General features: G+C 40.8%; 16 protein-coding genes. 2 read left to right on the plus strand and 14 right to left on the minus strand.

Features of this window, described 5'->3' with window-relative positions; translation table 11 throughout:
* Positions 1 to 65 precede the first annotated feature (65 nt).
* Positions 66 to 566, plus strand: coding sequence for a RidA family protein (locus P3L44_RS17990; protein ID WP_004259262.1), 501 nt, complete (start codon positions 66 to 68; stop codon positions 564 to 566).
* A gap of 226 nt (positions 567 to 792) precedes the next feature.
* On the plus strand, positions 793 to 2,259 hold the full coding sequence (locus P3L44_RS17995; protein WP_272662722.1) for a hypothetical protein: 1,467 nt from the start codon (positions 793 to 795) through the stop codon (positions 2,257 to 2,259).
* Between the two features lie 467 nt (positions 2,260 to 2,726).
* Here P3L44_RS17995 and P3L44_RS18000 read toward each other — a convergent pair whose 3' ends face one another.
* The 14 genes from P3L44_RS18000 to P3L44_RS18065 all read right to left on the minus strand — a co-directional run bounded on the left by P3L44_RS18000 (position 2,727) and on the right by P3L44_RS18065 (position 14,130).
* Positions 2,727 to 3,485 carry an ABC transporter ATP-binding protein gene (locus tag P3L44_RS18000; protein WP_004259268.1) on the minus strand — a complete coding sequence of 253 codons (759 nt, stop codon included), beginning with the start codon at positions 3,483 to 3,485 and terminating at the stop codon, positions 2,727 to 2,729.
* A 1-nt stretch (position 3,486) separates the two neighbouring features.
* Positions 3,487 to 4,470, minus strand: coding sequence for an iron chelate uptake ABC transporter family permease subunit (locus tag P3L44_RS18005; RefSeq protein WP_272662483.1), 984 nt, complete (start codon positions 4,468 to 4,470; stop codon positions 3,487 to 3,489).
* The gene (locus P3L44_RS18010) at positions 4,457 to 5,419 is read right to left on the minus strand and encodes an ABC transporter permease (protein ID WP_125890591.1); all 963 of its coding nucleotides are present in this window, start codon (positions 5,417 to 5,419) and stop codon (positions 4,457 to 4,459) included. Before P3L44_RS18010 ends, P3L44_RS18005 begins: the two co-directional genes overlap by 14 nt.
* Positions 5,420 to 5,422: 3 nt before the next feature.
* Positions 5,423 to 6,391 carry a siderophore ABC transporter substrate-binding protein gene (locus P3L44_RS18015; protein WP_125890592.1) on the minus strand — a complete coding sequence of 323 codons (969 nt, stop codon included), beginning with the start codon at positions 6,389 to 6,391 and terminating at the stop codon, positions 5,423 to 5,425.
* A gap of 375 nt (positions 6,392 to 6,766) precedes the next feature.
* Positions 6,767 to 7,039, minus strand: a complete 273-nt coding sequence (locus tag P3L44_RS18020) for a helix-turn-helix domain-containing protein (protein WP_004259284.1) — start codon at positions 7,037 to 7,039, stop codon at positions 6,767 to 6,769.
* Positions 7,040 to 7,053: 14 nt separating this feature from the next.
* Positions 7,054 to 7,896: a fimbrial protein gene (locus tag P3L44_RS18025; RefSeq protein ID WP_004259287.1), complete on the minus strand. Its 843-nt coding sequence runs from the start codon at positions 7,894 to 7,896 to the stop codon at positions 7,054 to 7,056.
* Between the two features lie 16 nt (positions 7,897 to 7,912).
* Positions 7,913 to 8,230 (minus strand): fimbrial protein, encoded by a 318-nt coding sequence (locus P3L44_RS18030; RefSeq protein ID WP_316928283.1) that lies wholly within the window; start codon positions 8,228 to 8,230, stop codon positions 7,913 to 7,915.
* Positions 8,200 to 8,442, minus strand: a complete 243-nt coding sequence (locus tag P3L44_RS18035) for a hypothetical protein (protein ID WP_272662481.1) — start codon at positions 8,440 to 8,442, stop codon at positions 8,200 to 8,202. Before P3L44_RS18035 ends, P3L44_RS18030 begins: the two co-directional genes overlap by 31 nt.
* Positions 8,442 to 8,927 (minus strand): fimbrial protein, encoded by a 486-nt coding sequence (locus tag P3L44_RS18040; RefSeq protein WP_036958061.1) that lies wholly within the window; start codon positions 8,925 to 8,927, stop codon positions 8,442 to 8,444. Before P3L44_RS18040 ends, P3L44_RS18035 begins: the two co-directional genes overlap by 1 nt.
* Before the next feature lie 10 nt (positions 8,928 to 8,937).
* A complete protein-coding gene (locus P3L44_RS18045) occupies positions 8,938 to 9,492 on the minus strand; it encodes a fimbrial protein (protein WP_272662479.1) in 555 nt (184 codons plus the stop codon).
* Positions 9,485 to 10,066, minus strand: coding sequence for a fimbrial protein (locus tag P3L44_RS18050; RefSeq protein ID WP_140171759.1), 582 nt, complete (start codon positions 10,064 to 10,066; stop codon positions 9,485 to 9,487). Before P3L44_RS18050 ends, P3L44_RS18045 begins: the two co-directional genes overlap by 8 nt.
* 13 nt (positions 10,067 to 10,079) lie before the next feature.
* The gene (locus P3L44_RS18055; RefSeq protein ID WP_272662477.1) at positions 10,080 to 10,832 is read right to left on the minus strand and encodes a fimbria/pilus periplasmic chaperone; all 753 of its coding nucleotides are present in this window, start codon (positions 10,830 to 10,832) and stop codon (positions 10,080 to 10,082) included.
* 35 nt (positions 10,833 to 10,867) lie between these two features.
* A complete protein-coding gene (locus P3L44_RS18060; RefSeq protein WP_272662475.1) occupies positions 10,868 to 13,558 on the minus strand; it encodes an outer membrane usher protein in 2,691 nt (896 codons plus the stop codon).
* Between the two features lie 20 nt (positions 13,559 to 13,578).
* Entirely contained in the window at positions 13,579 to 14,130 is a 552-nt protein-coding gene (locus tag P3L44_RS18065; RefSeq protein WP_272662473.1) for a fimbrial protein, read from the minus strand.
* Positions 14,131 to 14,158 lie beyond the last annotated feature (28 nt).

Genomic DNA, 14,158 nt, shown 5'->3' on the forward strand with positions numbered 1-14,158 from the left:
ATGAAAGTTTAATTTTTGATAAAATTAATAGATCCTATTTACTTTGATAATGTTAAGGAGTTTACATGCGCTATAAAACTTTATTGCTTTCTCTGCCTTTGATTTTAGGTGTAGCAAGTGCGAATGCAGCTGATGATGTTAAACGCGTTCCAGTGAAAGGATTCCCTATCTCTGAATCAGTAGAAATCAATGCGGGCAACCTCATTTTCCTAAGCGGAAAAGTTCCTTCTAAAATCTCTGCAGACGCTAAAGAAGGCGTTTTAGAGTCTTATGGTAATACCGAAGCACAAACAATCAACGTATTAAAACAAATCCAAGCTAACCTCGAAGGTATGGGTTTGACAATGAATGACGTTGTTAAAATGCAAGTATTCTTAGTTGGTGGTGAAGAAACTCAAGGTACTATGGACTTCGCTGGCTTCATGGCCGGTTACAATAAGTTCTATGAGTCTGAGAAAATTACTAATCTGCCAGCTCGTTCTACCTTCCAAGTCGCTAAACTGGCTAACCCAGCTTGGAGAGTAGAAATAGAAGTGACAGCGGTACGCCCTGCTGCAAAAAAATAAGTTATTCAATAACGAATAGCTAAACGATAATGAGGCATAGTAATGTGCCTCATTATAATAACACTTCTTAATTGCCACATCTTTCAACATTCCCTCACAGACTGTCATTATTGCTTCCTGTATGCTATTGCTTAAAGTTCTTCAATAAATAAACGTGCTATGCTGCAATCATTAGCACTGCAATCATTAGGGTAAAAATGAGTCATCGCATCAAATAAGGCAATATATGATTAAAGAGTCTCTCAAGATCCACGGTAAAAAACAGTTTGAAATCAAGCAAAAAGTTCTATTGCCTCGTAAATCAAAAGAGATCCGCTATCAGGTCGAAAGTTTTTTCTTTCTTCCATCATCATTGCAAGTCAACCCTGATCTATACACGCCATCAAGCCTTCAACGTAGCCTCAAAAACTATATCCGCTTAAGCCCACCCACGGTTAAGCTTTCAGCTTTACCAGAAGAAAATGGCGAATTAGATGACTTAAAACGCTGGTTAGAACAATGTGACCCATTAACCCCCCCCTCATTGGACGAGTATGAGAACAAGTTAAAACGCTATGCTTTAACCTTTAAGCGCACGGTACGAATTAATGTCAAAATGATAAGCCAAAACGCCCAACGACAAACAGATGAATACTTAACCGAGTTTATGGCGAACATGGCGAAATGCCTCGGGGTTTATCGGGCGTTAGCGCCACTGGCGGAAAAAATTGAAGAAAGCATTCGCTCAAATGCATTTTCTTATTGCGACGAATTTATGACCTACTACACCATGAATTATTTGCGTGATTTATTAGCTGAGAAGCAAATACCGTTACGTGAAGAAATCCGTCATTTTTGGTATCAAGAAATGCGTTACCTAAAGAAACAATACCCTGATTGTTTTCCCAGTGATGAAACTGATGCCGAATTAGTGACATATCGTCGCAATTTATTGAAAAAATACATCAATCGCTACCTTTACTTAGAGATCCGCCATAAACGTGGGTTGCCATTATTATTGCACTCCATTTATGGTATCGCAGCAGCAATCTCAATGATTTTTGCCACGTTAATCGCCTTTCTTTGGCAAGGAAAATATGGCGCGTTGAGTGCAAATTTATTTTTAGCTATGGTTATTGGCTATATTTTCAAAGATAGGCTGAAAGAAATTGGTCGTGAGCAACTCTATCGCGTTTTCCAAAAGTGGATCCCGGATAGACAGCTACGTATTTATCGTGAAGGTGTTAAGGCCCCTGTAGGGTTATGCAAAGAATCTTTTCGCTTCATCAGTGAAAACATGCTCTCCCCTGATATCCGTGAAATGCGACAAAAATCCCATTGGGTTAATTTAGTTAATGTCCAACGTATGGAAGATATCCTGTATTACCGCAAAGATGTATTGCTTCATAACCGCCATTCGGTGTTTGAAAAAAACCAATCATCAATTGCTGATATCACACGCTTTAATATTTCAGATTTTCTAAAATATATCGATATTAGCTATGAAGAACTCACTGTAAATGATGATGAACCTGCAATCATTGGTGAAAAGGTCTACCATATTTACCTTTGCCGCCGTGTCACAATTAACAAAAAAACCTACAATGAGCTGGCGCGTTTAGTGGTTAATGCCGATGGGATAAAACGCTTAGAAGTGTTGCAACCACTGGACTTGCTGACAACCGATGAAGACATTGAAATTTCACCGCAATGAATTCATTCTGCCACTAACGGTCTTCTATTCGGTACATTTAGGTTGTAGCCAACACCGCTACAGCTCAAACTATGATAACCATTTAATTTTCTAAATCATTCGAACTGTAGCAAGGCGGCAAGAGAAGATATCTCGGGGAGCATACAAAAGTATGTGACCCGGAGTAGCTGAACGTAGCCAACACCGCTACAGCTCGAAGGATGATAACCATTTAATTTTCTAAATCATTCGAACTGTAGCAAGGCGGCAAGAGAAGATATCTCGGGGAGCATACAAAAGTATGTGACCCGAGTAGCTGAGCGTAGCCAACACCGCTACAGCTCGAAGGATGATAACCATTTAATTTTCTAAATCATTCGAACTGTAGCAAGGCGGCAAGAGAAGATATCTCGGGGAGCATACAAAAGTATGTGACCCGAGTAGCTGAGCGTAGCCAACACCGCTACAGCTCGAAGGATGACGAAAATTTAGTAGTAGAGAGCAATATACTGATCATCCACCCGTTTAATATCAACCGGAGTATCAAAAATATCCTCAATAATGTCAGATTTCATGATCTCTTCTGGCTTACCGTGATAAGACAGGCGGCCGTTTCTCAGAGCGACAATATAGTCCGAATAAACGGAAGCGAAATTTATATCGTGGATTACTAAGATAATGGTTTTGCCTAGCTCATCTGCCGCTTTACGCAGCAGTTTCATCATGATCACCGCATGTTTCATATCCAGGTTATTCAATGGCTCATCAAGTAAAACATATTCTGTATCTTGACATAAAACCATTGCGACATAAGCCCGTTGGCGTTGGCCACCCGATAATTCATCTAAATAACGGTGACGTAAATCTGACAAATTTAGAAAAGAGAGTGACTCATCAATTTTCTTTTTATCGTCAATGGTTAAACGGCCTTTAGTGTATGGGTAACGCCCAAAACCAACCAATTCCTCGACTGTTAAACGGCTGGCAAATTGATTTTCTTGGCGTAAAACTGACAAACATTTCGCTAATTTATCACTCGGTGTTGTCGATACGTCTAAATCATTCACTTTGACGTAACCACCGTGATCAGGCTGTAACAAGCGCCCAATTATCGACAACAGTGTTGATTTACCTGCACCATTAGGCCCGATGATTGAGGTAATACCGCTATTTTTAATTGTTGTTGTTACGTTATCTAAGACTTTAGTATCCTGATAACTTTTCGATATCTGACTAATTTCAATCATACTAAAACCTTCTTAACACCATATAAATAAAGAAAATACCGCCGACAAACTCGATAACAACTGATAATGTCCCAGCCATATTTAAGCCATATTCTAGAATCAACTGCCCACCAATCAACGCAATGACACCAAGTAGAAAGGAAACGGGTAGCAAATAGCGGTGTTGGCTACTGCCAGCCACTAAATAAGCTAAATTCGCGACCATCAAGCCTAAGAATGTTAAAGGCCCAACTAATGCTGTAGAAACTGCAACTAATATTGAGATAAGCAACAAAATGACAGTGACTTGCTGGCGATAATTAATTCCTAGATTCACCGCATTGGCTTGCCCTAACGCGATAACGTCAAAACAATAACGCATGCGCCACAATAGGACACCGACGACTGCCGTAATCATTAATGTGAATAGAATTAGCTCAGGTGTTCCCTTTGTGAAGGTAGCAAACATCCGGCTTTGTAAAATAGAAAACTCATTGGGGTCCATTAAGCGCTGTAGTAATGTCGCTACACTGCGAAATAATGTGCCAAGAATAATACCCACCATCAATACTAGGTTGATATTCATTTTAACTGACACAAATAACCAGCGATAAAGTAGTACGGAGAACAGCACGAGTAGTGTGGACTCTAATAAAAACTTACCAATATTCAATAACCAAGAGGATGGAAAGCTATCGGTATAGAAGACAAAAATGGTTTGTAATAATATAAATAATGCTTCTAATCCCATGATAGATGGGGTCAATATCTTATTATTAGCAATCGTTTGAAAGAGAACTGTTGAAACCCCTGAGGCGAAAGCCACCACAATCATGGTGAGAACAATATAGCCTCGGTGCGGCAAAATGTAAGCAAGGTTATTGCCCAAATTGACCGTCATATAAAGAACAATGGATAACAATGATAATGCCAGTAGTATCCCTATTCTTTGCAACGGCGTTACCCCTTTTTTCGGTAACGCTATTGATGAATTAACTTTTTGCATAACGTTGTTGCTTCAACAATAAATATAAGAAAATCACCGCGCCAACAACACCTAAAATCACACTTGCAGGGATTTCAAATGGATAGCGAATTAAGCGCCCAATAATGTCACAGAGTAAAACTAAGCCACCACCAGCAAGACAAATCCATGGAATGGTTTTACGTATGTTATCGCCCATCACTAAGCTCACCAAATTTGGAATAATTAAGCCTAGGAAAGGTAAAGCCCCAACCACCACAACCACCACGCCACTGATTAAGGCGATGATTGATAAACCGATAGTCATTACTTTACGATAATTTAGGCCAACATTAATTGAAAACTCACGTCCCATACCGGCAACCGTAAAGCTATCTGCAATCCAGCAAGCAATTAATGTTAATATTCCAACTAACCACAACAGTTCATATCGACCTTGAATGATGCTAGAAAAGTCACCACTCATCCATGCACCAAGAGATTGCAACAAGTCGAAATAATAAGCGGTAAAGATGGTCAATGCGCTAATCACTGCACCTAACATAATCCCAACCAAAGGGACGATCAGTGCCGATTTTAAAATTACGCGACGCAATAGCATCATAAACAGCATGGTGCCAAGAAGTGCAAAACCACTGGCAACCACCATTTTGGTCATAATGCTTGCCGCAGGGAATAATATCATTACCACAAGTAAGCCTAAGCTAGCTGACTGGGTTGTTCCTGCAAGAGAAGGCTCCACAAAACGGTTTTGCGTTAATAATTGCATGATTAGGCCTGCAACGCTCATCGCGCTACCAGCTAAAATCAAAGAGACAGTTCGGGGAATTCGGCTAATAAAAAAGATGTCTTGCATCTCTGGGTCGGTGAAAAGCGAAACGGGTGACACGTCACCCGCTCCAATAAACAAGCTTAATACCGCTAAAACCAATAACGCGATAATTCCACAAAAAAGATAAAGCGTTTTCATCGGTTATTTTGCTTGGCTCTTCTCTAATGCTGTATTGATATCGTCCATTAACTGGGAATAAGTTTGGATCCCACCCGCAATATACACGGCAGTTGGGTCAAGGTAAGTAATTTGGCCTTTTTCCCATGCTGCTGTTTTTCTCACTAATGCGTTATCTAATACTTCCGCAGCAGGCTGTGCATCCGTTTTGCCAATTGCGCTGTCACGGTCGATAACAAATAACCAGTCTGGGTTTAATTTCACCAGTAATTCTGCATTAACGATATTACCGTGGCGACCAGTGTTTTCTTCAAACACATAAGCTGGTTCGAAACCTAACACATCAAAAATAAAGCCAAAACGTGAGCCTGGGCCATATGCGGAGATTTTACCGCCGCTGACTAAGATCACCATTGCTTTGCCCGCAGTAGGCGCTTTAGCTTTGATACCTTCAATTTTTGCATTGAAGTCAGTAATGAGTTTTTTGGCTTGCTCTTCTTTACCAAACAATGCGCCAAGCTCATTAGTACGCTCAGTTAAACTACCAATGAAGTTTTTGTTATCTATGTCTAATGAAATAGTTGGAGCAACACCACTGAGTTTGTCATAGGCATCACGGGCACGGCTTCCACCTAAAATCAGGTCAGGTTTAGCATTACTTAATGTTTCATAAGCAGGTTCAAATAATGTCCCGCCATTGACGTATTCAGAGCCGCTATATTTTGTTAAGAATTCAGGGAAGTGAACATTGGTTTGAGGAACACCGGCAACTGGGGCTCCGAGTGCATCCATGATGTCCAGTGTTTCCATGTTCATCACAATGACTTTTTGAGGGTGACGAGGAATTTCAGTTTTGCCTTGGGCATGTTCTATTGTGATAGTTTGTTTTTCTGCGACTTGAGCTGTTTCTGTAGAGTCTTTCGCGTTATCACAACCCGCTAATACTAATGCTGATAACAAAGCAATACCCGAAACTAATGATTTTGCAAACATCTAATTTCCTCCGTCCATCGATAAAAGTACTGATGATAAAATTTGGTGATCCACAATGTAGCGTATATTACACGCAAATAAGCGCAAATGATATTAGTTTGCATTTGCATTCGCTGAAAAGTTGTTACAACGCACAAAAACATCAATTTAATTTTTTGAATCTATGAGTTTTAAAGTGTCAAAAGGCAAGAGAGAGATACAAAACGAGGAGAACGCTATAAAAGAAAGGGTTGGCAGTTTGTTACGACACTTAATTCAAAAATAAATAGGTTGAGTTTTCTACTGTACGTGTTTGCTTAGCGACTTTTATTACAGTTAGGCGACATAAAATCGTCATCTCAACCTATTTATCATTAACAACCAGTTAAAGACTTATTATTGCGTATCATCCAGCCGCCCATTTTCACTGAGCTGAGAGCTGATATCTTCAAGGAACCAATCAATTGGTGTTCCCATCAAAAATGCCAGTTTAAACAAGTGAAACAAATCAATCTTGATTTTGCCTCTTTCATAGCGTGAAATCTGTTGTTGACTAACACCTAATAACTGAGCTAACTGAAACCCTGTATACCCCAGTTCTCTACGCTTTTCTAAGATCCTCTGACCTACCATATAATGGATTTTTTCACTGCCATTTTCTGAATACATATTTTCACCATTTATTAAGGCACAGTTAAAATAAGGGCTGCGGCACCTTCAAACTGACCGGCTTGAACTCGGCCATTAGTACCTAATACAGCTTTCATGGTTACCGAATTTGTTCCACCAGCAGGCACATGAATTCTGTAACCAGCTTCTCCTGGCGTATCGTTTCCACCTAGATACAAATTCGCGTATAAACTGTTATCCGGTCGTAAATTAACACGACCATTTGTCACGTTAACACCTGTGGCAATCACTAGCACATCCATCGCTAAGTTACAGGTCACACTAATGTTTACTTGTTTTGATTGACCAGCAAGTTCAGCTTCGCTAATCGAACCAAAGTTGATATCAGGGATCGTATTGTTAATCTTACAAGCCCCAATCGGTGGAGGCGCAATACCACATAATGAGCCGGGAATTAACCCACCGTTACTCGTAACCCCAGTACGATCTTGGTAAAACAGCCCCACACATTCCTGATTATTCTGTAGCCTAACCCCAGTATGAACAGCCCACTGTGTTGCTGGAGCTGTCGCCTTTGCCAAAACACCGGGTATATTCTGAACGTCACGCATGTATTCATACCTAGAAATTTCGGCCAACTCGACGGTTGCCGCCCCTGGTGTTCCAGCAGCTGTATGCTTATGGCTTATGGTGAGATAGCATTTCGACCACCTAAAGCAAGGATTACGCGTAGTTGGCAATTCAGGATCCCAGCGAGCAATGACGTACTTATAGTTTGCATCCCCATTATTTGGGTTATTACCGGGCTTTGATTCAGTGATATAGGAAAAAACAGAGGCTGATGCAGTAGATGAAAACATGACTGCACCAATTAATAGCGATAAAAATACTTTCATATTAGTCACAGCCTTATTATTCATAATCTAATTTAAATGTTGCTACAGCACTGTAAGGCCCTACTTTTATTGTCTTATTTGCAATAGCATCTGGTTCACCTTTTAAATAGGCATAGAACCTCAATTGGTTAGCACCATCTTGTAACGTTAACTTCGAGCCTTTCTGGTCAATAGCCAGTGGTGTTTTATCTGAGTTTTGTAACCCCACTGCGAAACCAGATGCAACACTACCTGTTGATAATGCAATAAAACCAGGAAGTGCGAGATTAGGTGTTCCTGAAAACGTCACTTCCACAAATTTGCCTATCGTTGTGTCACAGTCGGCCAGTTTAATCGCAAACTCTTTAGGCGGAGTTTCACCATAGGCGTAAAAGTTTTTTCTGGTGTATCAAAAAATTCCATCAGGATGTTTTCATCACCCGGTAAAATAGTGCAGGGTTCCTCCACTAAATTACCGATAATCCTTAAATTATCAGGCACAGCGAAAGCAGTGCTAACGTTGATAAGTAAGGCACTAGCTACTGCACATTGAATTAGTTTGTTCATTATTGATACTCCGCTAGCAATGTCCCTGTTGCGGCAAAGCCTCCTTCAGGCAACGTAACTCCCAATCTCTTTACAGGAACAACCTCTAAAACAGGTGGTTGCCCATAGCTAATCTTTAACGGTTTATTAATTTCAAAACCGAGGCCATTTTGGGTAATACGCATGCCAAGATCTCGAACATTAGTTTCCAGTGCCGACTTATCAAAATCTGTTGCTGTCCCTTTGATAGTTAGCATTAAGTCCCAACCTTTTAAGTTTTCTTCACACTTCAATGCGTAATTAATCGGTTTCGCAAAGTTAACGCCATCAACCTTATGTAAACCAATGTCTTTGTATTCGATGACGTGAACTTTATCTTCAAAAACAGTGCAAGGCGGTGGAAGTAACAAGGTTCCAGTAAATTCCACATCGTTTGCCATCGCAGCGCTAACAGGTATAACTAACAAACTCATTATCAGAGGAAGTCTTTTCATTATTTTTTTCATTATTTTCCCCTCACTGATAATCAAGTTTGATAGTGACGCCCGCATGAAAAACCCCACCCTTTGTTAATGTTGTGGATAAATCACGAACAGGTATGGCTTCAAATTGAGGCGCATTTGGGTACACAAACTTGACCTCTTGGTTCAATCGAAGCTTGCTTCCGTTATAACGAAAAGCAATCCCTAAACCCGGAAGATCTGTTTCAATTGCCCCACTATCAAAAGATGCAGGAATACCAATCAACGTCATTTTCATTTGTGATGTTGGCCTTTTTTCACAATTAATATTGTAATTTATGGGCTTCGAATAGGCGTTACCGTCAATTCGGGTACTCATGATCTCATCAAAATTAACTTTGATTATATTTCCACCATTAATTTTGCAAGGCGGTGGAGCCAAAACAACCCCTTTAATCGGTACGGTTATCATACCTGGCGTAATTGTCGCCCTTGTACTTCCTGATGGGCTAATACGCGAATCGGGTAATCCTGCATAGGAAACCGATGTAAAAAATATTCCAGCGAGACATGATGCCAGCAGGTACCGCTGCTTATTTAAATCACTCATAATCCACCTTAAAGTCCATTACGGCGCTGAAACTTCCTTCCGTCAGTTTTTCGGGAGTTCTCACTGGCGTTACAAAATATTGAAGTGTGCCTTGCGGTGCATCGAGAAATTGTGGACGACCACGACTTCCTAACCTGATATCTTCTCGTTGTGCATCCGTCACTTCTAACGCCACGCCAGAGACACCTTTTACACTTAACATTTCTGGAAAATGTTGATCCGATACGGCAACAAAAGAAACCGTTATCACCGGTTGCATTGCATCCCAAAGTGCACGACCCGTTCGAGTGTCTTTCATTCGACTTTCCGTACGAATGCAGTGCCTAAATTCTAATTCGAATGACACTGGCTCAGCTCTATCACCAGGTTTACGGAGTGAATAAGAAGGGATCTCCCCTAGAGACACTTCTTGGCGCTTTGAATTGGTCACATCCATCGTACAAGGTGCCTCGGTCATCATGCCATTTACTGTCAATGTTCCGTGTAATCCATCAATATCCCAGCTACTTATTCCAAAGGTAAATACTGGAACTAAGCCAAATAAGATAGTGCTGAACTGGAGAGTCCTTTTCATACATTATTCTCCGTTATCTGTCCATCGAAGATTCAACTTTGCAAGTTGTACCGGCGCAACCAAACGTCAATTTAGGCCTTCCACCATAATCATTGATATAAGTTAGAACGGGTTTTGCCCCCATCGCACTTGCACTACCCTTAAGCATTCCGTTACTTTTTGGTGAGATCATCACAGGCTCAAATTGCTTCACCGTATCTCCTCCCACTCTTGAACTTGCATCCACAATCGTGACAAAGTAAGCAGTTGGATTTGTGATTTCGTAGGCATCTCCTTTACGCGTTAACGTAATTTTTTCCTGCCATGGATTTTCTAAATCCGTACGAGTGGCGTATAACGCTTTTGGTCGATAAAACAATTTAATACGCGTCTGTAATGCAATCTGTAAAACGTTAGCTTCTTTACTACGTGGTGGAATCTCACGTAAGTTAAAGTAATAAACACTTTCTCTGTCTTGAGGTAATGTAGCGATATCAGGAAGAGATTGAATTTTAACCTGGCTACCTTCACCTGGTTCTACACGTTGAACTGGTGGTAAAACCGTGAGTGGGCTTTCAATTTTGTTACCATTAGCGTCTTCAATCCAACCCTGCGCAAGATAAGGTAATTCTGTGTTTTCATTCTTAATATTCAAGCTAATGGTTTTTTCAGTCCCATTATAAATAACGCGTGTTCTATCAAGTGCAATAGCAGCCAGAGCCTGCCCGCATAGCACCGCAGATAACGTGATTGTTGTAGTAAAAAATGCAATTTTTTTAATATTCATAAGTACCAACTATTTATAAAATCAAGCAACTTGGGTTACTCTGTATAATCTGTGCTGTAAGCAATATCCGGTGGTTTTAATAACCAACGCTGACTGGGTGCTACGCCCTGTTTAATCGGTGCAGGCTTGTAAACTGGTGCTGGCTGCCCAACAGGAACGGCTTTTGCTGGCATATACCCAGGTTCAACACTGGGGCTGCTTGTACACGGTAATAACAGTGAGTTAAATTCAGCCGTGGTAATATTTTCTGGAACCTGAATTTTGCACTGCGTGCTTCCATCCCAATGCACATCTAAAACTTCATTTGGATTGACACCAGAGATATACACAGAGCCATTATCAGTCACGATACCGAGCTCTCTATTTTTTTCATTTCTCACTGTGGCGCCAAATGGCGGATAACTTCCATCGGCCAATGCCAATCTCACCATAGTTTTAATACCCGATAACACTTCAAACTCACGATAAGCAACCGCCCCTTCGGTCAGCGTAATTGGCTGAGATGTCCGAATAGCTTCCACATTGTCAGGCAATTGAGTCACATCAATATGTGTATTAGTACGGTAATAATCACTGATATCAGCAACTACCGCTTTACCAAAAATATTGGTTTCCGTGGTCGGCCCGAAACCTTGAATAGGCACATTTTTCACACCTTCAGTACCCACCATCACACGGCTACCACCTGGGGTATTAATGCGGTGCAATGCAGCACCATGCCCTGTGACTGTTGCACCACCTTGTAAAGAAAATGCAGCTGAGGTAGTATCGCCATTGATATAGCTGGTACTTGCAGTAAGTGTTGCTAAATCAGCGTAACGTGTATAGAAACCATCAATAGTTCCACGGCCTCGGTTACTCACCCCAGTACCCACACGATAGTTCGTCTTATCATCAATGGAATCAAAATAACTGACAGTGTGTGAGTTACCATCTCTTGTCACCATATTGTTGTAGCTAATTGATGCTCTATCTGCCCATGGCAAAGAGAGGTTCATGTATAGCCCATCGTCATTATTTCTATTATCAAATTTGTTGCGGAATGCCGTTAAACTTAAATTGATATTTTTAAAACGACCGATATTGAAATATTTCGCAATAGAAACGTTATAACGTTTTGCCGCTGGCTTATTCCAATAGGTTTCGTGGTTATAGTTCAGATACGCGGTTAGGTCTGCATTCGTGAAATACTTATTAAATGTAATCGTATACAGCTCTTTACTATTATCGAATTCCACACCTCTATAACGACGATCGAGGTACTGGTTCATACTCATAAAGTCACGTTCAGAGAATCGGTATCCTGCGAAAGTGACTTGGCTATCATAGTCTTCAAAACGTTTTGAATAACTTAAGCGATACGATGCCCCCGTATAGATTTTGTTATCTGTTTTCAGTTTCGCGCGTGACTCGGTGACATCGAATGAAATTGCACCAAAGGCGAGTAAATCTCGACCAACACCGAGTGATAACGCGTTATAGTCACCTGCTGCTATTGCACCGCCGAATAATGACCAACCGTTGGAGACCCCCCAGCTAAATTCCCCCGTAACAAACCCTTGCCCTTCTGTTTCATGTTCCATATTATTCGGTCGGCCACCTGCAATCTTAAACAGAACTGAGCCTGGACGAGTTAAATAAGGAATGGAGGCGGTATTCATTTGGAATTCTTGTACCGAGCCATCCTGCTCTTCGACGCGTACATCTAATTTACCGCTAACCGCATCACTTAAATCTTGAATACGGAAAGGCCCCGGAGCAACTTGTGTTTCATAAATAACACGTCCTTGCTGAGTCACGATCACTTTTGCATTGGTTCTTGCAACGCCAGTCACCTCCGGTGCATAGCCACGTAGGTTTGGTGGTAGCATTCTTTCGTCAGAGATCAGGCTGGCCCCCATATAACGGAATGAGTCAAATAGTCCTGAACGTAAAAATTGCTCACCCATCGTGAGCTTTGCATTTAGCTCTTTTACTGCTCTATAGGCATAATATTGGCTCCAATCCCATTTACGGTCGGTCGATTGCCCATTAGTGCGATTATAACTTGCTTGCCAATCTGCCCTAAAACGCCACGCACCAAGGTTAAAGCCAGTTGTACCGTTACCAGTAACTGACTGGGTATTGGCTGAATCCGCAGGCCTTGTTAAGTTAGCATTCAAGTTATAGTCAAAAATTAGGGCGGGTACACCTTCATCCCAACGAGATGGCGGATCCCAGTTATCAGAAGTAAATTCGATATAAGCCTGAGGTACAGTAATTGTGACTGTTTCTTTGGCTAAAGAACCGCTTACTGTCATTCCAGGGATCGTTTCTGGAATTAAACATTGGCCATTTTTAGCAAACTCAACCTTTTTCTTCCATTCATCGCGCAAAGCAATATGTTCAACAACATCTGGCGTTAAACAAGGCTCCGTCATACTTGGATCATTAGGATCCTCGATATATTCAATATCAAAAATGTCAGCTAAGTCGCGATTATTTAAATTAATTTTAAATGGATATTTCCCTGGCATTACATAGCCCGCACGAGAGAACTCGTTTAAGGAAATATTTTTTTTATCCTGAAGATCTAAAACATCTGTATTAAACTCAATACTATCATTATTTGCATTAGCTAAATTTATATGAGCAATAGCAAGAAACACCATGGTAGCAACAGGCGTTAAAAAATAACTTACTGAGTTATTAAATACTTTATTTTTACTTTTTAATTGCAGAGCCATAATAGTCCCTTAGTAATAACTCAGTAATAATCCATTTTAAAACGGATAGTTGTCTGATAATTTCCTGGTTTTAAGCGTTTATTATTAGGTACTACCTGCACCTTATAGTGCAGAGTTGTCTCCCCTGCTCTGATGGGTAAATCCGGCATTGCCTTACCAGGTATTGCAACATTTCCAGCTGTGTCAGAAATTTTTACTGACAATCCGTTTGCATGCCCGAAAACATCGAAGCTGCGGCCATCTGTCGGGCCATCAAATGTAATATTGAAAGTTTGCCAATTAGGAGTTCCAGGAGTTACCGGTGTTAGAACACAATTGATAAGGCGTATAGAGAAATTACTTGCAGGGCTTTCTCTATCGTTAATTATCTGGCTAACCGGTACAGTTGTTATGTTAACTGATTGATCTCGGCTATCTGCATCAATTGCACAAGGGCTCTCAATAATTGAACCACCCATAGTGACAGTTCCTTTGAACTGACTTTGTGCCCGAGAATTTTGATTTTGCGCACTAACTATCGGGGCAAATATCATTCCTGAAAGCACCATGACAATGATGCCAAAGTGATTCATAGCGACTCCATTTCAACTTAATAACCAA

This window comes from Providencia sp. PROV175 (assembly GCF_032707045.1).
Taxonomy (GTDB): domain Bacteria; phylum Pseudomonadota; class Gammaproteobacteria; order Enterobacterales; family Enterobacteriaceae; genus Providencia; species Providencia hangzhouensis.